Origin of the sequence: Lentibacillus sp. Marseille-P4043 (genome assembly GCF_900258515.1) — a bacterium.
GTDB lineage: Bacteria > Bacillota > Bacilli > Bacillales > Amphibacillaceae > Lentibacillus_C.
This window is the reverse complement of record NZ_LT984884.1, coordinates 1,028,407-1,049,212: the sequence shown is the minus strand read 5'-3', so window position 1 is coordinate 1,049,212 and position 20,806 is coordinate 1,028,407. Positions and strand designations below refer to the sequence as shown.

At 39.3% G+C, this 20,806-nt stretch carries 24 protein-coding genes; 6 read left to right on the top strand and 18 right to left on the bottom strand.

The window, feature by feature from the left end:
• Positions 1–52: 52 nt before the first annotated feature.
• The gene (locus C8270_RS05445; RefSeq protein WP_106495856.1) at positions 53–346 is read left to right on the top strand and encodes a hypothetical protein; all 294 of its coding nucleotides are present in this window, start codon (positions 53–55) and stop codon (positions 344–346) included.
• A 199-nt stretch (positions 347–545) separates the two neighbouring features.
• Here the strand turns inward: C8270_RS05445 and C8270_RS05440 are convergent, their stop codons facing one another.
• The 5 genes from C8270_RS05440 to C8270_RS05420 form a co-directional block, all read right to left on the bottom strand.
• The gene (locus C8270_RS05440) at positions 546–1,190 is read right to left on the bottom strand and encodes a LytTR family DNA-binding domain-containing protein (protein ID WP_106495855.1); all 645 of its coding nucleotides are present in this window, start codon (positions 1,188–1,190) and stop codon (positions 546–548) included.
• Positions 1,191–1,329: 139 nt separating this feature from the next.
• Positions 1,330–1,992: an NAD(P)H:quinone oxidoreductase gene (gene wrbA / locus C8270_RS05435; RefSeq protein ID WP_106495854.1), complete on the bottom strand. Its 663-nt coding sequence runs from the start codon at positions 1,990–1,992 to the stop codon at positions 1,330–1,332.
• Positions 1,993–2,284: 292 nt separating this feature from the next.
• Positions 2,285–2,884: a response regulator transcription factor gene (locus C8270_RS05430; RefSeq protein ID WP_106495853.1), complete on the bottom strand. Its 600-nt coding sequence runs from the start codon at positions 2,882–2,884 to the stop codon at positions 2,285–2,287.
• A gap of 14 nt (positions 2,885–2,898) precedes the next feature.
• Positions 2,899–4,017, bottom strand: coding sequence for a sensor histidine kinase (locus C8270_RS05425; protein WP_106495852.1), 1,119 nt, complete (start codon positions 4,015–4,017; stop codon positions 2,899–2,901).
• An 89-nt stretch (positions 4,018–4,106) separates the two neighbouring features.
• On the bottom strand, positions 4,107–5,159 hold the full coding sequence (locus tag C8270_RS05420) for a fatty acid desaturase (protein ID WP_106495851.1): 1,053 nt from the start codon (positions 5,157–5,159) through the stop codon (positions 4,107–4,109).
• Between the two features lie 916 nt (positions 5,160–6,075).
• Between C8270_RS05420 and C8270_RS05415 the strand changes: the two genes are divergently transcribed.
• Complete coding sequence (locus C8270_RS05415; RefSeq protein ID WP_106495850.1) at positions 6,076–6,699, top strand: NUDIX hydrolase; 624 nt, start codon at positions 6,076–6,078, stop codon at positions 6,697–6,699.
• Between the two features lie 31 nt (positions 6,700–6,730).
• Here C8270_RS05415 and C8270_RS05410 read toward each other — a convergent pair whose 3' ends face one another.
• Positions 6,731–8,659 carry an ATP-dependent DNA helicase gene (locus tag C8270_RS05410; protein WP_106495849.1) on the bottom strand — a complete coding sequence of 643 codons (1,929 nt, stop codon included), beginning with the start codon at positions 8,657–8,659 and terminating at the stop codon, positions 6,731–6,733.
• A gap of 264 nt (positions 8,660–8,923) precedes the next feature.
• On the opposite strand from C8270_RS05410, the gene C8270_RS05405 reads away from it, so the two are divergent.
• The gene (locus tag C8270_RS05405) at positions 8,924–9,727 is read left to right on the top strand and encodes an N-acetylmuramoyl-L-alanine amidase (RefSeq protein WP_199794645.1); all 804 of its coding nucleotides are present in this window, start codon (positions 8,924–8,926) and stop codon (positions 9,725–9,727) included.
• 92 nt (positions 9,728–9,819) lie between these two features.
• Here the strand turns inward: C8270_RS05405 and C8270_RS05400 are convergent, their stop codons facing one another.
• From C8270_RS05400 to C8270_RS05375, 6 genes are all read right to left on the bottom strand, one after another.
• Positions 9,820–10,110: a hypothetical protein gene (locus C8270_RS05400; RefSeq protein WP_158701599.1), complete on the bottom strand. Its 291-nt coding sequence runs from the start codon at positions 10,108–10,110 to the stop codon at positions 9,820–9,822.
• A gap of 199 nt (positions 10,111–10,309) precedes the next feature.
• Positions 10,310–10,636: a permease gene (locus tag C8270_RS05395; protein WP_106498454.1), complete on the bottom strand. Its 327-nt coding sequence runs from the start codon at positions 10,634–10,636 to the stop codon at positions 10,310–10,312.
• A 70-nt stretch (positions 10,637–10,706) separates the two neighbouring features.
• On the bottom strand, positions 10,707–10,916 hold the full coding sequence (locus tag C8270_RS05390; RefSeq protein WP_106495846.1) for a helix-turn-helix transcriptional regulator: 210 nt from the start codon (positions 10,914–10,916) through the stop codon (positions 10,707–10,709).
• Between the two features lie 140 nt (positions 10,917–11,056).
• Positions 11,057–11,530 carry a hypothetical protein gene (locus C8270_RS05385; RefSeq protein ID WP_106495845.1) on the bottom strand — a complete coding sequence of 158 codons (474 nt, stop codon included), beginning with the start codon at positions 11,528–11,530 and terminating at the stop codon, positions 11,057–11,059.
• A 193-nt stretch (positions 11,531–11,723) separates the two neighbouring features.
• Positions 11,724–11,924 (bottom strand): nucleotidyltransferase domain-containing protein, encoded by a 201-nt coding sequence (locus C8270_RS20395; RefSeq protein WP_234028487.1) that lies wholly within the window; start codon positions 11,922–11,924, stop codon positions 11,724–11,726.
• A 162-nt stretch (positions 11,925–12,086) separates the two neighbouring features.
• Positions 12,087–13,346: a cytochrome P450 gene (locus tag C8270_RS05375; RefSeq protein ID WP_106495844.1), complete on the bottom strand. Its 1,260-nt coding sequence runs from the start codon at positions 13,344–13,346 to the stop codon at positions 12,087–12,089.
• 245 nt (positions 13,347–13,591) lie between these two features.
• On the opposite strand from C8270_RS05375, the gene C8270_RS05370 reads away from it, so the two are divergent.
• Positions 13,592–14,653 carry an NAD(P)/FAD-dependent oxidoreductase gene (locus C8270_RS05370; RefSeq protein ID WP_106495843.1) on the top strand — a complete coding sequence of 354 codons (1,062 nt, stop codon included), beginning with the start codon at positions 13,592–13,594 and terminating at the stop codon, positions 14,651–14,653.
• Positions 14,654–14,764: 111 nt separating this feature from the next.
• Here the strand turns inward: C8270_RS05370 and C8270_RS05365 are convergent, their stop codons facing one another.
• The 6 genes from C8270_RS05365 to C8270_RS05350 all read right to left on the bottom strand — a co-directional run bounded on the left by C8270_RS05365 (position 14,765) and on the right by C8270_RS05350 (position 18,577).
• Complete coding sequence (locus tag C8270_RS05365; protein ID WP_106495842.1) at positions 14,765–15,508, bottom strand: hypothetical protein; 744 nt, start codon at positions 15,506–15,508, stop codon at positions 14,765–14,767.
• Between the two features lie 107 nt (positions 15,509–15,615).
• Positions 15,616–15,738: a hypothetical protein gene (locus tag C8270_RS20615; protein WP_267894829.1), complete on the bottom strand. Its 123-nt coding sequence runs from the start codon at positions 15,736–15,738 to the stop codon at positions 15,616–15,618.
• 125 nt (positions 15,739–15,863) lie between these two features.
• Entirely contained in the window at positions 15,864–16,133 is a 270-nt protein-coding gene (locus C8270_RS05360; RefSeq protein WP_106495841.1) for a hypothetical protein, read from the bottom strand.
• Positions 16,134–17,222 carry a hypothetical protein gene (locus C8270_RS05355; protein WP_234028486.1) on the bottom strand — a complete coding sequence of 363 codons (1,089 nt, stop codon included), beginning with the start codon at positions 17,220–17,222 and terminating at the stop codon, positions 16,134–16,136.
• Entirely contained in the window at positions 17,185–17,724 is a 540-nt protein-coding gene (locus tag C8270_RS20390; RefSeq protein WP_234028485.1) for a hypothetical protein, read from the bottom strand. The genes C8270_RS05355 and C8270_RS20390 overlap by 38 nt, the downstream gene beginning before the upstream one ends.
• Before the next feature lie 49 nt (positions 17,725–17,773).
• Positions 17,774–18,577, bottom strand: a complete 804-nt coding sequence (locus tag C8270_RS05350; protein WP_106495840.1) for an ABC transporter ATP-binding protein — start codon at positions 18,575–18,577, stop codon at positions 17,774–17,776.
• Between the two features lie 231 nt (positions 18,578–18,808).
• Here C8270_RS05350 and C8270_RS05345 point away from each other — a divergent pair, with 231 nt between their 5' ends.
• Positions 18,809–19,087, top strand: a complete 279-nt coding sequence (locus tag C8270_RS05345) for a DUF5344 family protein (protein ID WP_106495839.1) — start codon at positions 18,809–18,811, stop codon at positions 19,085–19,087.
• A gap of 20 nt (positions 19,088–19,107) precedes the next feature.
• Complete coding sequence (locus C8270_RS05340) at positions 19,108–20,805, top strand: T7SS effector LXG polymorphic toxin (protein ID WP_106495838.1); 1,698 nt, start codon at positions 19,108–19,110, stop codon at positions 20,803–20,805.
• Position 20,806: the final 1 nt, after the last annotated feature.

Below are 20,806 nucleotides of genomic sequence, written 5' to 3'. Positions count from 1 at the left end.
TCCCTCTTTTAAAAATATTATTAGAATTATTTTAACGTACAAGAAAAAAACAGTGGGAATTCTAGTTGGAGATAGGAAATTTCTGATTAGAACATTAAAATCCCAGTCTAAAACAGCATATTTATTAAAGGAATTTTCACATTGGTTGTTGCTTAAAATTTCGCAGTTGATAGAAAGTGAATGGTTGAATCAGGAAGAAGAAATATCGACCGGAATTGCGGAAACATCAACCCGAAAACGAGAACATCGTCCCGAGCGGAAACATCGTCCCGAGAGCGAGAACATCGTCCCGAATGCGGAAACATCGTCCCGAACAAGACTCCAACGGAAAAAAAGGCCTAGGTGAGGTCCCGCAGTACGGAGGAGGAACAAAGGCTAAGGTCGCCATGTCTTGGGACTGCGATTACTCGTCCCACCGAAACCTTTGTGACCAACGCCGTCTTTGCCTGAGGAGGCTCAACAGACGCTCTCGGAAACCGAAGTGTATTTCCGTAGCGGTAATTAGCACGTAGTTTCTACCTATTGTGTAAAAACAACAATCTTCCTTAAAACCCTAACAATTTTCGAAAATAACTGGAGTATGATTGACTAACCGGAATTGTTGCACCATTGTCCATTGCCAGTACAAATGTCGAATGTGTATCCGGATAAATTTCTTTAATATGATTTACATTAACAAGAAAGGACCTGTGACAGCGTACAAATGATTCCCTCGGCAATAAATATTCAAATTCCTGCAATGAGTTTTTATTAGTACCCGAGCAACCATCGGCAACGACATGTGTTTTTCTATCCTTCACTTCTAAATATTTCACATTACTAAAAGGGATCGGTTTCCAGCCATCCCCTGTTTTGACGGTGACAACTGATTTCCCTTCTGTTAAGGCTGGGTAAATTGCCATGACACATCCTTCCAATTTCCCATTCCGCTCAAACGGAACAGCCATTCCATGATATGGGACCCCAAATATATCCCGATCGATAAACTCCGATACCTTTTGTTTTGACATCAACGCCTTATGGGCAATTGTCCCTTCCTTCACGGCATCTCCTTGTCTAATTTTCAAATCAACCCGTTTACTTGGCCGATAGTAAATATATTCACTCGTATTGGATACAGCAATTGAAATTTCATCCGAAAATAACTCACCAATCACGTCTAACAAGGAAACTAACGTTAATCTTTCCATGACAAACACCTTTCATTCTATTGTTACTCTATTTTAAATGATTTCATATAAGAGCGGCAAATTTGTGTTGTACCCTTTTGATGCATAAAAAAAGAGCTAATCGGAACGGACTCCGATTAGCTCTTTTGGATGAAACTGATTAATTTCCTGCTTTCACACGTCCAGCAATATCTACTGTACGCTTAGCTTGAACTTCTACAGCCGATTTTACATCATTCGCTATATTACCTTCTGCATCAACTGTTGCACTTGCACCGTACGGATTTCCTCCTGTTGTAAATAATACAGGATCTGTATATCCAGGTGCCGCGATAATAGCACCCCAATGCATTAGTGAAGTATATAGCGAAAGAATGCTAGCTTCTTGGCCGCCATGATCATTTTGTGCGGAAGACATTGCACTTACTACTTTGTTTACAAGTTTACCTTGTGCCCATAGTCCGCCTTGCATATCAAGGAATTGCTTCATTTGAGAAGCGATGCCACCGAAACGTGTAGCTGTACTGAAGATGATAGCATCAGCCCATTCAAGGTCCTCTGAGGTTGCTTCAGAAACATCTTTGGTTGCATCATAATGCGCTTTCCATGCTGGGTTAGATGCAATTGCTGCTTCAGGTGCAAGCTCAGGTGCTTTTAATACTTTTACTTCTGCTCCGGCTGCCGTTGCGGCTTCTTCAGCCCATTTTGCCATTTGATAGTTTGTACCTGTTGAACTGTAATAAATTACTGCTAATTTTACGTTTGCCATTTTATTTGTCTCCTTCTGGGGTGTTTTCCCAAATAATTTATTTAAAAATCCCATGTTTTTTACCACCTAAAACATCTCATTGTGGATGTGTTTATAAGTAAAGTAAAGTTAAACTAAAACAATCTTTCTTATAATTTACATAACCTCTCCTTCTATTCATGATGCATTAAATAACTATTGTTTAGCAACTTGATTACTTTATGTAAGTAATATAACCCAAAAGGTCCACTTATGTCAAATAAGTAGATTACTTTTTGTAACGTTAATTTAAATATTCCCTTTCAGACTCCTGTAATGTTTACTTGATTGCGAGGCAGAGAGCAACAAACAATGCGAAAACAGGCAATTACTTCAACCAGCCCTGTTCCTTAAAACGAGAAATAGCTTCAATTCGATTGCTCACTTCCAGCTTGTCGAGGATAACGGAAACATAATTACGGACAGTACCATTAGTAAGATATAACTGTTTTGCGATTTCTTTTGTTGTTTTACCATCTGCAATTAGTTTAATCACCTGTTCTTCCCGCTCAGTCAATGGATTTTCATTATTGTATGCCAAATCAACTAATTCCGGGGCGTATACCCGTCTTCCGTCCATAATAATTCGGATTGAGTTTGCTAATTCCTCGCTCGGGCTATCCTTTAATAAATAGCCATTAATCTCGGCCTTGCGTGCACGTTCGAAATATCCTGATCGGGCAAAGGTAGTTAAAATAATCACTTTACAAGGATCATCTTTCAATTCCTCTGCGGCTTCAAGGCCACTTTTCAATGGCATTTCAATATCCATTATGCAAATTTCTGGCTTGTGCCGCTTCACCAAAGTCAATGCTTCTTCCCCATTCCGCGCTTTACCAATAATCTCCATATCCTCTTCCAAATCAAGCAATGATCCAAGTGCTCCTAACAGCATTCGTTGATCTTCAGCAATAACAATTCGAATCACGACAATCCCCCCGTTTACGTTTGTTGAATCACATTTGGCACTCGTATCGTCAACGTCGTTCCATTTTCTGACGCAATATCCAAACTCCCATTTACAAAATCCAAACGCTCTTTCATCCCCTTGAGTCCATTTTCATGGAACGAATCTACTTTTTCTGGGATACCAACCCCATCATCTTGCACAATAATTAGCAGTTCATTAGGTGATTGCTTAATTGTAACAACACAATAGGTAGCTTGACTGTGTTTGACAACATTTGTAATCGCCTCTTTCAAACACATGCTTAGCACATTTTCAACCAATGGCGTGGCTTTGCTGAGATCTGGATTACCTTCCGTATGAAATTTGATTTGCGCGGCTTTTAAAATCTCCTTGATTCGAACCATTTCGTCTTCCAAGTTTGCACCCTTCATATTCGATACCATTTCACGCACTTCTTTCAGTGCTGTCCTTGCCGTTTGATGGACATCGTCAATTTCACTCTTAGCTGAGGTAGGGTTTTTATTAATTAATTTGCCGGCTAAATCACTTTTCAACCCAATGAGTGACAGTTTTTGCCCCAATGTATCATGCAGATCACGCGCAATTCGCTGACGTTCCTCCAAAACCACTAGTTGGGAAAGCTTTTTATTCGCATCTTTTAATTGATTTTCCAATTTTTCACGCTTGTTTCGATTATAGATAGTGATTGGTAAGAGAACTACACCAATTACACTAATTACGATAAATGGCAGTTGCAAGATAAATGTATCGTTTTGTGTAAAAAAACCAATACCAACTGCAGCAATTGTTGTGACAAGATGAACAACATAGAGCGTGATAAAACCAGCTTTTCGTTGAATATTACCGATATAGAATGCCAGAAATAAGGAAAAATAAACATAGCCTAGAAAGATCGTCATAACCATACTGATGGCCATTTCAATACTTACCGACAAATAGGCAGTCCATCCCTCCGAAAGAAACGACAGGCGATATGCAGTGAAAAAAAGGGCAATCATCAAAATGCCAAAAATGATTCCCCATGTTGTTGATGACTTAAAAATAAAATAGAAAGGCAGAATACAAAAAATAATCCACGCATAGATACTAAGCCCCGTATTCTTCGGGATAATATGATACCATTTCTGCATAGATCTTCCTCCCCTTTCTTATTCTTTAAGTATAGCAAAAAAGATAACCCTCCCATACACCAATGGAAGGGTTCGCACATCATCTCGAGTTATTTTTCTTGCACACTTGTACTTCTCGTGTTCATTTGTACGCTAGGTCTTCCTTTTCGCAGTAGATCTTTAACCTCTTTAAAACTGACAAATGACCTTGTTGCTTCGTCATACAACCGAAACCGTATCGATTTTAAACTGGAAGCAAAGGTTATGGTCGTTGCTTGTTGTAGTGGTGGTGTAGATTCATGGGCCTTTTCCAAGTTATAATTAGGTACTCTCGGACTTAAATGGTGTACATGATGAAACCCAATACTGCCGGTCATCCATTGCATTACTTTCGGAAGCTTGTAATAGGAACTCCCATCGACCGCGGCTTTTACATAATCCCATTCATCCTCATTTTCAAAGTAGGAATCCTCAAATTGGTGTTGTACATAAAACAACCAGATGCCGAGCGATCCTGAAATAAACAGAATTGGCAGTTGAATTATCAGAAATGCTTGCCAGCCAATTGCCCAAATCAAGAGAGCATAGATAACAACAATCGCGAAGTTAATCAAATACGTGTTCAGTCGTTCCTTCCGTCTAGCCCCTTTTCGGTTAAAACGATTAGATAACAAGAAAAGGTAAAGCGGACCAAGGCCAAATAGTATAATTGGATTACGGTATAGACGGTAAGCTAGTCTACCCCAAAACGTGGCAGACACGTATTCATCAACCGTCATGACCCAGACATCTCCAGTTCCACGTTTATCTAAGTTACTGCTTGTTGCATGATGGATCGCATGACTGCGTTTCCATTTTTCATAGGCAAACAGGGTAATGATTCCAGTAATTGTACCAAGAATCCGATTCGCCTTTTTATTTTTAAAAAAAGATTGGTGTGCGCAATCATGGAAGATAATAAAAATTCGGATAACAAACCCGGATGCAACAATAGAAAGTGCAAGCGTTAGCCAAACAGAAACAGACAAACTTTGATATGCTAGGTACCAAAGTAAGAAAAACGGCAATATCGTATTGATAATCTGCATAATACTTATTTTCATATCTGACTTTTCATAGGGTGCGACATTTTTTCTTAATTGAACTTGTTTTTGTTTACTCATCGTTTACCCCCAAATTATTTCGAGACTTGTTCTTCATTTTATTTTAAAGATCAACCATGAGCGATAATAGTCATAAACGTCAGGGAGCAGACATGACATTTGTCATATTGTAGCAGTCCTATTCATATCATTCTATTGGGTTATCTTTTCATATTTTTGTATAATAGATTCATCACTAATTTTGAGTGTTTGACAAAGGCTGTTTTCCAAAAGACTGGGCCTGCGATCACTCGCCCCATCGAAGGCACTTGTTGTTATTTACACTATGGATATAGAATGCGACGTAACTTTAATATGACTTCCTCTCGTCCTGTATAGGATGGGTGCTAATCCGACGCTGCGGAAAAATACTCGCTTTCCATGGGGAACGCTTCAGCCTCCTCGGAAGAGAACCACTTACTTGAAAAAGGAAACCACTTTTTCTGCGTGCGATGTATACCGCTGAAGTCTTCCTTGTCCTGCGGGGTCTTCAGACTGTTCCTTTTCCCATAGGACAGGGAATGCTTCGGCAGCGTAACATCGCACGCAGAAAATGGTCTGTATTTTCAAGGAGTCTCGCATTTTTCCGCAGCTTATAATAGCTTTCTAATCAGAATTGGGGAACTCCGTGAAACATTGATTCCATGGTTTTCTCCTTTCTATAATCAAAACACTACTACCAGCGAAGTATTCTGCCAGAGCGGAATTCAAGCACTCAACTATCATTAGAACGGAGGGAAGGTGTCATGATAGAGAGAATTTTCACTACAACGCATTTTCTATCAACTAAGAAATTAAATAACAACAATCATTACGAAAAGAGCCTTTTACAAAGACTATTTTCTTAAAGACTGTTGCTATAGGATATTTGGGCTGCGGCGCAAAAAGCAACAACCGATGCTAAAGGGGCCTTAATTTTCAATTTGGAGGTAAAAAAATGAATCTAGTTACTATCACGTCAAAATTGAAAAATCGACAACCATCCATTCTTGGCTATGAGCAATTTCGTAAACATGCAGTCCTGCTCCCTCTTATTGAAAAGAATGATGAAACACACATTTTATTTGAAGTTAGGTCCATGAATTTACGAAGCCAACCGGGAGATATATGTTTTCCAGGCGGAAAGATTGATAAAGAGGACAAGAACCCTCAACATTGTGCCATTCGGGAGACAACCGAGGAATTGGGGATTAACGAAACGGATATAACGGACATTATTCCACTCGATTATATGGTATCGGATTTTGGTAGAATCATTTATCCATTCATGGGGAGGATCACAACCCCTGAACAAATCACACCTAATGAATCTGAAGTGGGAGAAGTTTTTACTGTACCACTGTCCTATCTCCTTCAAACAAGACCCCAAAAATATAAAGTTAATTTTCAAGTTATTCCTGAAGAAAATTTTCCTTTTGATTTGATTATTGGCGGGGAAAATTATAACTGGCAGACGCGGCAAATGGATGAACTTTTTTACAGCTATGACGGCAAGGTTATTTGGGGATTAACGGCAAAAATACTGAATCATTTTTTGACATTAATAGAGGATAAGAGGTAACGAATTCTCCATCGTTACCTCTTATAAAATATTACCATTCTATTTCAACTGGTAAAACGTTCGCTAATCTACTTTGGTACAACATTTTTTCATATGCTGTCATCCAAATATGAATCCTCCCAGCATCTTCACTTGTTCGAATTAAACGTCCAACTCCTTGACGTAAGCGAAGCAACATGTATGGTGCATCAACTTCTATTTCTGGATGTGTTGAGCGTTTCCGTTTTGCTTGAAAGACAGGATCTTTTGGTGGAAAAGGAAGTGAGGCAATGATCACTTGTGTTAACGCATCTCCAGGTACATCTAATCCTTCCCACAGATGGTACGCACATAGCACAGCCGTTTCATCTATTTGAAATCCCTTTACCGTCTCACTAATTTCCCGATCCCCTTCGTAAAGCAATTTAAAAGGCCATGCTTGCTTCTTCGCCCATCGTCGAAACTGGTTCATCTCATGTAGTGATGCAAACAGCACCAATGATTTGCCTTCATTTTGTGTCAATTGCTCACCGATGGACTTCCACTTGGCTTGTTTTTCCCTTTCAATATGGCCATTTATTTTCATTTGTCCTTCATAATCAAATGGGGAGGCAACTGAAAAAAAGTCAAACTCCTCAATCCCCAAACTATCCGCTAAATAAGAAAAATCTCCATCCTGTGATAATGTAGCCGATGAAAAGACAAACGGGATATTTTGTGAGAATACCTCTTTTCGCAAAACATCTTCTACTAAACGTGGCATAATCACGAAGGTCGTCGTCCCTCCGCTCTCCTCCAACCAATAAATACCTTCATCGTTCTTAAGTAAAATAGACAAACCATATGAAAAATACTCTAAATACTCCTCGATGATTTTCGTGTGGTAGTCATCCATCGTAAAGAGCTCTGCATCAAAGACTAATTGCTCCAGTAATTGCTGCACCTTTTCATATAAGTTCTGCGCCATTTCGTGCATTGCCTTTGTAAGATTAATTTCCAAGCGGTTCGATCCCTCTACCACCATCGCTCCATCTACAAGCAATTTAAACCATTCATCATTTACAGTTAAAATATCTTCCACTAAACGAAGTGACTCCTCGCGCACATCTTGCCCCATATAACCTGTCAGTACACTCGACAATGCTTCAAAATTAAACCGATATGTTAAGCCTTTTTGTGCAGCAAATTCCAGCAAATGCCCTTCATCAAAAACAACACAGCTTGCATCCGGCAGCAACGGCAATTGACCTTCTCGTTTGCGTGATTCCTTTGTCCAGACATGTTCCATATAAAAATCATGTGAACAAATAATGATGTCTGTCGCATGCCGGTAATAATCCCTGTTTAATGTTTGTCCACTGCGATGACGCCACTCACAAGTTGAACATTGCTGCAACGGGTCCCAGGCAATTTTATCCCATGTTTCATCTGATACCCATGGATACTCTTTCCGGTCACCATAGCGCTCAAATGTTTTCATCGTGGCGCTTGTATCAAGCACAAAATCTGGAATCTCATCATGTACCCGCAAAATATCCTCATCATCTGTCTGATTAACGATCGAGTCCAGTTTTCTAATGCAGACATAGTTTTCCCTGGCCTTTGCCAATCTGACATCAACATCAAGACCCAAAGCCTCCTCTAGCTTTTCGATATCACCGCTCTTTTTCACAAGTTGCTCAATTAACGTCTCATCTGCACATGAAATAATGGCGGGTTTCCCCTTGTACCGCGCATAACAAATAGCGTATAGCAGATAAACAAATGTCTTCCCCGTTCCTACACCTGCCTCCGCAAAGATTGTACGTTTATTTTTAAAGGCCTGTTCTAATTGAAAAGCCATATAAATTTGTTCGTCACGTAATTCATACCCTTGTTCCGGTAAAATATCATAAAACACGTCCCCAATATAATCTCCGAGACGGTCAAAAAAGTTATCTGTTTTATCTATCGTAAATGGAATGGATTGCTGTTTGGACATGATAGACCCCTTTTTTAATAATTTGATTATCAACAAGCTATTATACTAGCACATTTATAAAAGCCGCTCAAACTGTTTTCATGCCACCAAATCCTATTTCAATTCGATTGTAATGATAGGATACGGTCCATTTGTCTATTAAATATCGAAAAAGGCGGTGGCAGGGATGGAATTTTATTGGTGAAAAGACGTTTGTCCAATTGATTTTTATGACGAACCATACACTATTAATGCAATAAATTTTTAAGAGAATGGAGGATACATTTGATGAAACTATATTTAGACCCTGGACATGGTGGATCAGATCCGGGTGCACAGGGAAATGGATTAAATGAGAAAAATATCACGCTTGACATCGCGCTTGACATACGTACTATTTTAACGAGTGAATATCAAAATGTTGACGTAAAAATGAGCCGTATGGATGATAAAAGTAAAAGTCTAGCACAACGAACAAACGAGGCAAATGCTTGGGGTGCCGACTATTTCTTATCCATTCATTGTAATTCCTTTAATGGCTCTGCCCAAGGTTATGAAGATTACATTCACAGCAGTTTATCAAGTTCATCTAAAACCGCAAAATATCAAGATATCCTACATGCTGAAGTGAACAAATTAAATGAATTGAACAATCGTGGTCAGAAAAAGGCGAACTTCCATGTGCTACGCGAATCGTCAATGCCAGCCCTATTAACCGAAAATGGATTTATTGATAATAGCCATGACGCAGCTTTAATGAAAAAATCCTCATGGCGAAAACAAGTAGCACGAGGACACGTAAATGGACTTGCGAAGGCATTTAATCTTCAGCGAAAAAAAAATGACTCCGGAACGATTTATCGAGTGATCGCCGGCTCTTTCAAGGCAAAAGATAATGCAAAAGAACGGGTAGATTTTCTAAGTAGTAAAGGTATTGAAGCCTTTGTAGATTCCATTAAAATTTCTGGCGAGCAATGGTATCGGGTTCAGTCAGGAGCCTTTGCGGATAGAAAAAATGCGGAGGCCCGTTTGCGTAAAGTGATTGACGCAGGAATAAAGGATGCTTTTATTGCAGAAGAGAAAAAATAGTATTTAAATAATTTTTTCTCTACCAGCGGCAACCGGGCAGAAAATCGCATTTCACCTAATGCGATTTCCCACCCGGTTTATATTTTTGAAAATTATAGTGGAGGACGACCTGATTGAAGCACGATCGCCGGCTTCTCTTGTTTCTCCGGCGACTTTCCACGTTCGTTCGGCGACTTTCCGCATTCGTCCGGCGACTTTCCGCATTCGTCCGGCGACTTTTCCCATTTGTCCGGCGACTTTCCGCATTCGTTCGGCGACTTTCCGCATTCGTCCGGCGACTTTCCACGTTCGTCCGGCGACTTTCCGCATTCGTCCGGCGACTTTTCCCATTTGTCCGGCGACTTTCCGCATTCGTCCGGCGACTTTCCTTGTTTGTCCAGCAACTCCTACCCTGTAAAAGAAACAAAAATGAAAACCGCTACAAAAATAATCCCCATTCCCAAAAGTAGCTTAACGAAGCCCTTCTTCGTTAAGCTTTTATTTTCGTCATAATCATTGCGCAAAAGAAAATAAAAAAATAGTATCCCGATAACTATACAGACTGGAAAAAATAATTGCGACACAAGAAACACCTCCGCAAAATCAATTTCGCTTTGCCAAAATGACCATGGAAATAAATACAGTACTAATCATGAGTGCTGCCAGAATATTAAGCACTTCCATCGCGGATAAAGATACAATATTAAACTGAATAATACCGGATAGCACAATATAATATACGACAAGCGCGAAAAATGAATAAGTCAGCCCCTTATATCTGATCAGCTTCATGCGTTCATCATTTTGCTTGAATTGCGGATAAAGGTAACTCATCGAAAAAGACATGATGGTTAAGGCAATCAGGTTATATGTCTGTGCTGGCGGTGCTGAATTTGCCATGAATCCTACAACGAACATAAAAATAGTCATGCAAAGAAACAGACAGCCAACCACGATAAAAGCTTTTGGTGAATAATCCTTACTCAAAACGAAAGCCCCCTCACTTTTTGTAATCCTTATCTTCTAAAAAGAAAATACTCTCTACATTCGTTTGAAATAACTCCGCAATGATCATCGCTAAAGGTAGTGAAGGATTGTACTTTCCTTTTTCAATGGAAATAATTGTTTGTCTAGATACCCCTAGTTGCTGTGCTAAACTTTCCTGTGAATAATCAAATTTCCTTCTATATTCCATCATATTATTTTTCAACCCGTTCACCTTCCTAATACCATCTTAATGTATAGGTTCCTTTACGTCAAGTTTACTTTACAACTAATTCAAAAAACCGTACGGGACATGGGGACAGGTTTGTTGTCCCAGTTGTTTCACGGCTGTAACCCTTGACCCTATCACATTCTTCTCCGGGACAAGGGACCTGTCCCCATGTCCCACCGATCTGAAACTTCAGCTGTCTTTTTTTTGAGGATTTTCTTGATTTCATTTAAGTCATCTGTTGTTAGCCAATCTAAGTTAAACTGATGGGCTTTTTGATTCTTCATGTGTAGTTCAATGATTGGACGAATCACGATCACCCTTTGAATGTCACGGAATTTAATCTCCTTTCTTGGTATTACTGGGCCTCTATGAATGGAAATGAGTTGTTTATCGGTACGAATATAATCTTTGTGCGGCATATTAAGATAATAAATACCCATTATGACACCTACACCTGCCAGCGAGGCATTAACAATAATTACAAGTGCACTTAATCCGCCGTTCATATAAGCATTGAGCAGAAGCAGCAACAAATTTATAATCGCAATAATAATGGAAGTAGCACTTGCGCGTTTCCATTTTGGTGTTCGAGCATATTTAAAATTCATATTCACACCCTTTGCAGTCAGGCAAGACGATTTTGGACTTTCTCAACATTGCATTTACAGCTTTTTCATTAAAGGACAATTTCGATCCCATCCTTCTCCACGTTAGCCTTAAGTATTGGATTAACATTCGAATCATTTTTCCAATCATTTTCGTTAAAATAGAGACAATTCAAAGTTACACCGTAATCAATGTTTATATCTGAAGTAAAATTGGATAATTCCCATCTGTCCTCATTTGTTTTTTCTTTTTGGTTAATACTAGTAGATCAATATCTGAATATGTTTCGTCATCTCCCCTTGCCTTAGAGCCAAAGAGGAAAACTTTGCTTACATTGAGATTTTCTTTAATTTGCTTGCACAATAGCTGGATTGCTGTTAGTTCATCAAGTGTCATTATTAACACCTCCAATTCGTTATTAAGTGAGTATTTAGTAAATTCCCTCTATTTATTATACGTAGAAACCAACTATATTTGCAAAATTGATGAGCCTTTTTACCAAGCTTGCCAATAGCAGAAAGACCCACATATAAATGCGAGGTCTATTAACAGGATTATTTATTTTTTCACCTCCACATTGCTAATCACAAATCGACTCTTAGGAAGTGTTGGCATTCTAACCTTACTAATACTCAAATCCTGTTTAGGCACTTTATAATCAATCTTTTGCGTTAAAAATTCCAAGCTTGTTTTCATCACTTCTATGGTTACCCACTCGCCGGCGCACCGATGTCCTTTATAATAATCGCCGCCACCTTGAGGAATAAAATCAAATGGACTCCCCTTCCAATGCTTAAAACGCTCCGGTCGGAATTCGTTCGGATTTTGCCAAAGCTGCGGACTGTGACTTGCTCCATAAACATCAAGTAATACCAATGTCCCCTTCGTAAACCGGCAATCCTGCCAAATGAAGTCCCTTTTTACCCTTGCACCGAGAAACGGACCGAATGGATAAAAACGACGGATCTCCTGAACAAAGTGTTGACTATAATCATCCTCGCCCGTCTGTAATTTTCCCCGAGTCTCAGGATGCTCATGTAACGCCAACGCACCAAACATGACGTACCTAGCAATAGCAACTATCGGCCGAACAATATTTAGCAATTCCACTGTAGCCATTTGGGCATCTAAACGTTTTCCATTTAAATCACGATACCATGCCATCGCATACAGTGCCGAATCCTCTGGTGCATCAAGTTTTCCTGCTCGAACCTTTTCAATTATGTTGCGAATCCATGTTTCCGATCGATTTCGTGCTGATCTTCCAGCCCAATGCCTCGGTCCAACTGCACCAAATGCATCGATCATGTCTCCTAAATCATTAGCTCGCTGTTTTACTTCCTTTTCCTTTAGTGGCACCCCAGCCCACTCACATGAGATACGAACCATGATCTCCCGTGCCTCATCGAACAGCACTAATTCTTTTGCTTTCGTCCATTTTTTTACGGCTTCCTCCCAATGTTTTTCAGTAAGTTCCCTAAGCCATTTCAACCGCTCCGGCGTCATAAGTGACATAAACAGCTGTTTCCGATGTTTGTGTGCTGCTCCGTCCATCGTTTGTACACCGTTTTTACCAAATAAAGTTTCTTGTACCCGTTTAGGCGCAGACCCTTTTCGCTGGAATTTTTCGGTATCGTAAAATTGCCGGGCCGCTTCTTCTCCACTCATACAAATTACTTTTTGACCAAGTAACCGCGTTTTAAAAATATTTGATTGGAAACGTCGGCACCTGTTTGGTATGTACATATATCCTTCAGCCAATACTCTCATTGTATTGTCGATTGTTTTTTCATGTGGCACCTTCCCTGCACGCGACATCCCACTCATCAGCTCCTTTGGTTATAGTCAATATTATGTTTCCCCAAAAGACGCTTAAATAACATAGGGAGGTGGGACATGGGGACAGGTTAGGTGTCCCAGGTGATTTTGGCGCGTGGTATGGCTTTGCGGGCGGGACACCTAACCTGTCCCCATGTCCCACTAGTCATTCTGTGTATCTTTTGATATTCTTTAGGGAGATGTTCATACATATATAACAATTGAGAGAGATGGGGTAAGTGTTTATGAAGAGATTGGTCATATTAGGTGGTGGCTATGGAGGTGTTAAAGTAGTTGCAGGACTACTGGATCATCATCTCCCAGAGGATGTGGAAATCACGGTTATTGACAGGAATCCATACCAATCACTGAAGACGGAATTTTACTCAATAGCTGCCGGAACTTCTGCAGATAAGGATGTACGGGTGGCATTTCCGGATGATGAAAGGGTCCGCTATGTTTACGGTGAAATTACCGAGGTCGATACAGACAACCAGCAAATCACACTGAAAGGGAAAAGTGACCTGATTCCTTACGATTATATGGTCGTTGCGCTTGGCTGTGAGGACAATTATCATGGTATTGAAGGGGCAGAGAAATATACCGATAGTGTCCAAACATTTGCCAAGGCACGTCACACGGGAATGTCGGTTGGGAATCTGAAACCATATGGGAAGGTTGCTATTGTTGGTGCTGGTTTAAGTGGTATCGAAGTGGCTGCTGAAATAAGAGAAAGCAGACCGGATTTAAATATACGTTTACTTGATCGTGGAGCAACAGTGCTAAAGGCATTTGATTCAAAGATCCAAGAATATGTTGAATCATGGTTTATTGAAAACAATGTGGAAGTCTTGCATGATGCGAATGTCGAGTATGTTGAGAAAGATGGAGTCTGTAATAATGGTGTTTGTTTTGTAAATGATGTTACTATCTGGACGGCTGGGGTTCGTCCGCATTATTTAGCAAGAAATTTACCATTTGAAAAAGATCAGCAAGATAAGATTATCGTCAATGACTTTTTTCAAGTACCAGAAAGCACCAATGTTTATGTAGTAGGTGACTGTGCATCTTCTGTTCATTCTCCAAGTGGTCAACTAGCCATGCAGCAAGGAGAACAAATCGCTGATATTCTGCTAGCTGTGTTACATGACAAGGAACCAAAGAAACCGAAAGAAATAAAATTAAAAGGAACACTCGGATCACTTGGTAAATCAGATGGGTTCGGCAATATGTTCCAACAGCCATTTACCGGGCTCGTTCCTCGCATTGCCAAATCAGGCGTGTTATGGCTTAGCAAAAGACATTAATTCAGGAAATAAAACAGGCATTCTAAAAAATAGGATGCCTGCTTTTCGTATGGATATTTGCCGTAGAGAGAACTTATTCACAGGGCTTTTTTACCATCCGTCGTCAAAATTCTAATGATGAAGGCCTTTATGGAAATTTCCCTTCATCCCTTCAAACGGAAATACGTTAAGTCGCTTTGCCTCTTCCGCATGATCATTAACAATCTCGTTCAGAATTTGCTGTGGATTTTTACCCTCTGTACCAATTCCTAACTTCTCTGCCGCCTGCATAATTTTCGTCTCCTGAATTTCCTTTGCCAAGGCATAGTCGTCTTTTCCTTCTGTTTCAATGCCTAATTTATCTGCTTCTTTGTTAATATAATGCTTAAAAATACTATGTTTGAGTGATTCTACATCTTTTCCTTTTGTAGAGATCCCTAATTCCTCTGCCTTCTGCTTTAACCTAGCTTCATAAACCTCCTTGGCCAGTTCATCAGGTTCTTTTCCTTCTGTTTTGATCCCCAATTCTTTCGCCTTTTGTTTCACCTTTTCATGGTGTACCTCTTTAGCCAGCTTTTCCGTATCCTTACCTTCTGTTTTAATTCCCATCTCATCTGCGGCCTTTTTTATGGATGCTTCATAAACCTCTTTGGCTAACGTTTCCATATCCTTATTCTTTGTTTCAATTCCTAATTCCTCTGCCCGCATTTTAATCAATGCTTCACTATTATAGAAGCCGTATTCATGCTTTTTATTTTGGTCCTGTTTGTCCTTCATCACATGAACATGGTCAGAAGCTGCTGTTTCGCCTGGAGCATGTAATCCAATTCCTATTAAAAAGCCGGTTAGCAGTACTGCAAATAATACTTTTTTCACTCGTCATCGTCCTTCCTGTTATGGATTTACCTATGAATCTTTGTTGTCTCCCATAGCATCTCCATTTTCAGAAATTAAATGAATGAAAATTTTCCTTAACAAAAAGATTATAACGGGACATATTTTGTGGCACTTACCTTTCTTCGCATCCTTTCTATAACTTGATCGTGTTCCATTAACTCAGAATCCCTATCAATTCGCTTTTCCGCAACTAATAATTCAGATTCCAATCTTTCACAGCATCCTGATATTTAGATAACCCATTATAATTATGTGAAAACAATCTAATATGGTAAATACAAAAAAGGCGTGAACCCGGAAGTCGTGCTCCAACGTGTCCACACCTCTTTTTAATTTAATCATCCTCTTTATTACTAATAAATTCGTTCGGTTCTCCACCCTGACTATTATGATTTTTAAACTGACTTTTGCGGCCATTTCGGTGTTCGCCATGATTTGTATTTTCTTTAAATTGATTATTGAATTCTTTTTCCTTGTTGACCATAAAAAAGCATGCCCCCTTCCATTGAATTTGCATCTTATTCTTTGGAAAAGGGGCATATTTATTCACTTTTTCACTCATCCTATTTTCAACAGGCTGAAAGTGATCCAGTTGCACAACCATCTAGATCAGCATAATCTTTGGCGAAAAGACCTTTTTCCAAGCCACAAACGTTACCAATAACAAGATAGCCAAGTATAAATAAATCCCAAAGTTAATCATAGTTGCCAGAAAGTGTAGTCCCGCAAACAACGCAACAAAGAACATCAATAAGAAATATTTGATCGAATTCCCCCCTTCTTGCGCCGATTCAAATGGTTGTGTAAATGGATAATCCTCATTATTAATTACTTTATAAGCAATCAGTGTGTTTAATACCGCAGTCACAAAAACAATTGCTAAATCAGGCAAGATCCGGAATGAGAAAATCGCAATGAACACCACACACAGAAGCAAATAAATTGGCAAATATAATTTTACGAGAAATGCTTTAAGTGTTGCACTATAAAATCGCTCCGTATTTTGAATCGGTGTGACCTGGAAAATCCACGCACCCTTGTATTTTCCGGAAAACTTTAGCATATGTACAACAATGCCAATGATAATGTTACAAAAATATATATTAAGGTAGACCTTGGTATCCGCGAGTTCCGCAAATGATGTACCTGTATTTAATGAATTAAAGACAAAAATGAACGGAAACACCAACGCCATCCCTAACGATGGATATACCTTTAATTTAAATTCCCTTTCCCGTCCCATCATCACCTGGGAAAACCGGAAAAATAATCGTTCCTCCTTACTGGAACAAATCAATCGCCCCCAAAAATTTCCGAAACTCCACCGGGCTTTTTTTGTTTTAGCTGTATCTTCCATCAACTTTTGCAGGTTTCGTTCAAAGGTTGGCATGAGCCGATAGTAAATATAGATCGAAATGACCGGTACAATCAACGTTAGCAAAGACAAGGTGATAATAACGGATGAATGATTTTGGTTCAAAAACAGCTCGAATGGAGCACCGAACCAAATAGGTGGGATAAACGCATGCCACCAACTAAAATCATAGATAAAATTGAAATCCACAAAATCAAATGCCCGTATTACAATTTGATATCCGACAACAATACCAACTGATAACAGGATTTGCACATAATTAATGATATCCTTTAACCGTTCACCGCTGAAAAACCGCAGTACAAAAATATAGACCAAAGCAGTAAGTGCCATAATAAATAAAACCAATAAAATGATTTCCGCTATATAATAAGAAATAAGCAATGCCTTTAAAGCCCAGCATAACAATCGAAGGCACAGCAATAAACGCGCCTGTTAGCATTGTCATATAAATTGTGATATGGATAATTTTAGCTGCGTTGACCGTCCTAGTGTTCAACGGTTTTGTATGTAGAATCGTTTTGTCACGAACATCAAGTAAGACAGAGGAAAAGTCAGAAATCATCGATGTCATTAAAATAAACATCGTTATGCCAAACATGATGCTCGTTTGATACATATAGTTTTCCCCGAAAAACAGAAACGGAATAATAATCAATCCATACAGAGCGTATATACCTAACGACTTGAGAAACTGATTACTTTCTTTCTTGTTCGATGTATTATTAGTGTTATTTGCAAAAATAGTTGGTACACGTCGCTGATCCATCGTCAGCTTCAATTGAAGAATTTTCCGCATCGCAGTATAATCAATATTCATTGATCGAAATACCGATTGAAAGAGGTCCAAAAATTTCAGTGAGCGGAAGTCATTCATTTCTTTCACCATCCATAACAATATCAACAAATTGTTCCGCTGTTTGTTGATGTTCATCAAATCCAGTCAGTTGGTTAAAGATTCCTTCCAATGATCCCTGTTTGCTTTGTTCCCGTAGTTCTTCAAATGTACCATCGGCAGCAATTTTTCCATCGATAAGCAAGACAATCCGGTTACTGATCTTCTCCACAACATCCATAATATGCGAAGAGTAAAAAATCGTTTTGCCTTTTGCTGCAAGCTGTTCCAGAATATCTTTAATAATCATCACACTATTCGCATCGAGTCCACTCAATGGCTCATCAAGAAAAATCAGATCGGGGTCATGCAATAAACTTGAAATGATCAGTACCTTTTGTCTCATTCCTTTAGAAAAAGAAGAAATACGTGAATGAAAGACATCTGCCATGTCGAATTCCTGCATTAGCTTTCTCGCTTTTTCCTCAGCAAGATCACGATCCATCCCGTATAATTCTCCGATAAAAGTCAGATATTCACTTGCCGTGAGATTATCGTAAATCTCTGCGTTCTCCGCCACATAGCCAATTTTTCGTTTATATGTATGATCACTCCTTGCAATATCCTGCCCGAAAATCTCTACTTCTCCACCATATCCATCAACTAAACCGAGCATGATTTTCAATGTCGTGCTCTTCCCAGCGCCATTCGGGCCAATATAACCAATGATTTGCCCTCGGTACACATCAAGGTCAATCCCAGTTAGCACTTGTTTTCCCGTGTAACGCATTGTTAAATTTCGCAATGATAATACTTTTCCTTCATGTGATTCGATCATAATCACCCCTCAAAAATGGAAATTTTCTATTAACATATCAATCTACCATTGTTTTTGCAAATATTATTTTGATCTTGAAAGAACTTGGGTAACTTATGATTAAGTAAAGTTTGTATTCATAAACACAACTTTCGTACCAAGCCAATAGATTCATTGTTATTATCTGAATTTGGAATTATTATTTATATAATGACAATAGTCTTCGTGTGAAGTAAAGGAGGGGTTACGTAAATGGAAACAGAAATTAAAATTGGACAAAACCCCATCAAACAAGCTATTTCAACACTGGAAGGGGCTACACTAAACTTTGAATCTTCCTTTCCAAATGAGATCGAAGGAGAAAATCAACTCAATCTTTTGGACCAGCTAAATCAATTAAATCGCGGTTATGCATCTCTGATCAAGTCCTATCAGTTGCTAATCCTTCAGCATTTAAGAACAACGGAAAGTTCTGTTGAGTCCTTAATCGAAACAGACTCAATTTTGGCTAATTACATGACATTTAAATAACCCAAATAAGGGGGAATGGAATGAAGACCTTAGATTCCGCAAGTTTACATGAAGGGATCAATGCAACACTGCAGGAAATCAAACATGTTCAAAGTAAAGTAACCGAAATGCAAAAAGGCGTTCGAAGTATTATCTATTTAGAAAGCCATTTAAAAGGTAAGACAGGCGAAGCAATCCGTTCCTTTTATGAAGGCATTCATGGACCCTTTTTGATCTACTTGTACCAATCCTTAACCCAATACAGACAAGCATTAGAAAAATTGCAACAAGCTGTATATTCTTATGAGCCGGTTGAAGAAGGATTTGTACGAGAGCAATTTCTGGACAATGACGTTCAACATGGATTGGATAAAGCGAGAAAGGTAACGGAAGGATTAGTTGATGAAGCAAATGGGATCATGGCCAGTGTTGCTGATCTCGTCTCATTACCCAAGCTAGACACGGAAGAATTTAACTCCATGGTACAAAAGGGAAAAAGGAAAGTGAAGAATGATGTGGAACAGCTGTATGACCTGGATCACGAACAGACAAAAGCTTTAAGTCAAGTCGGGGAGGATCAGGAGCTACTCGATCAATACATAAATGAGATGTCACAAACGTTTGCCTCCGATTATTCCATCACTACTTTTGATGCATTGACCGCACTAAAACTACCTTCCCTTCCTACCATTTTAAAGGAAGTATATGGAGAGCCTGTTACAAAGGAAGAGATAGAGGATAGTTTATGGACCAAGATAACAGAAGGTATTGTTGAATTCGGAAATGGGGTAGTCAACACAGGGAAAGGTGCGGCGATTGGTGTTTACGATGTAGGAAAAGACACATTAGTTGGCATCGGAAACACCGTCATGCATCCGATTAATACAGCGAAATCAATGGGTAATATGGTTCTTCACCCCATCGACACTGGCAAATATATTAGTAATGCAATAGCAGAGTCATATGAACGCGATATGGCCAATGGTGATGCTGAAAGCCGTGCGCATTGGGTCACGTATGCACTGGGTACCGCTGCCACAACCGTCTTTGGTACAAAAGGCGCTGGGACTGTTACAAAGGCAGGCGTGGCAACAACCAAAGCAGGTGCCAAAAAAGTTGCAGCGGCTGGTGATGCTGCTAAAAGTGTAGATTTGTCGCGGTTTTTACCTTATGCACCGCAGTATCAGCTGGCTGGTGGAGCTAGGGTACCTTATAATGTGGTGGATGGGGACTTTTTGAAGGATCAGTTGATTTTGAAGGCGGAGATTAACTCAAAGGATATTGGGAGAGGCAACTCACCAAAATTAGTTGGAAAAGAAATAAAACCCGACTGGCTGAGTGATAATTATAAAGCAGTTGAGTTAGAAGGTACTGTTAAGGTTAATGGTAAAAGCATGGATATCTCAAGGAGGGTCTATCAAAAAAATGACATAGATTGGGATTATAAACCTGGTGATCCAAGTGCTAGGGGACTTTCTAATAGAGAACTTGCAGCGAAAGGTAGACCTCCTTTTATTCTAAATAAGGATGGTGTAGAATCTCAAATAGAATTGCACCACCTAATTCAAAAAGAGGCCGGTGATATGGTAGAAATTATTGCGACAACACATGACGAATATACAAATATCCTTCACGGACTAATTAAAAACGGATATAGTTTTAGAAATAATCCCGAACTAAAGAAACAGTATGCTAATTTTATGAGGAAATACTGGAGATGGCGTGCAAAAAACTTATAAG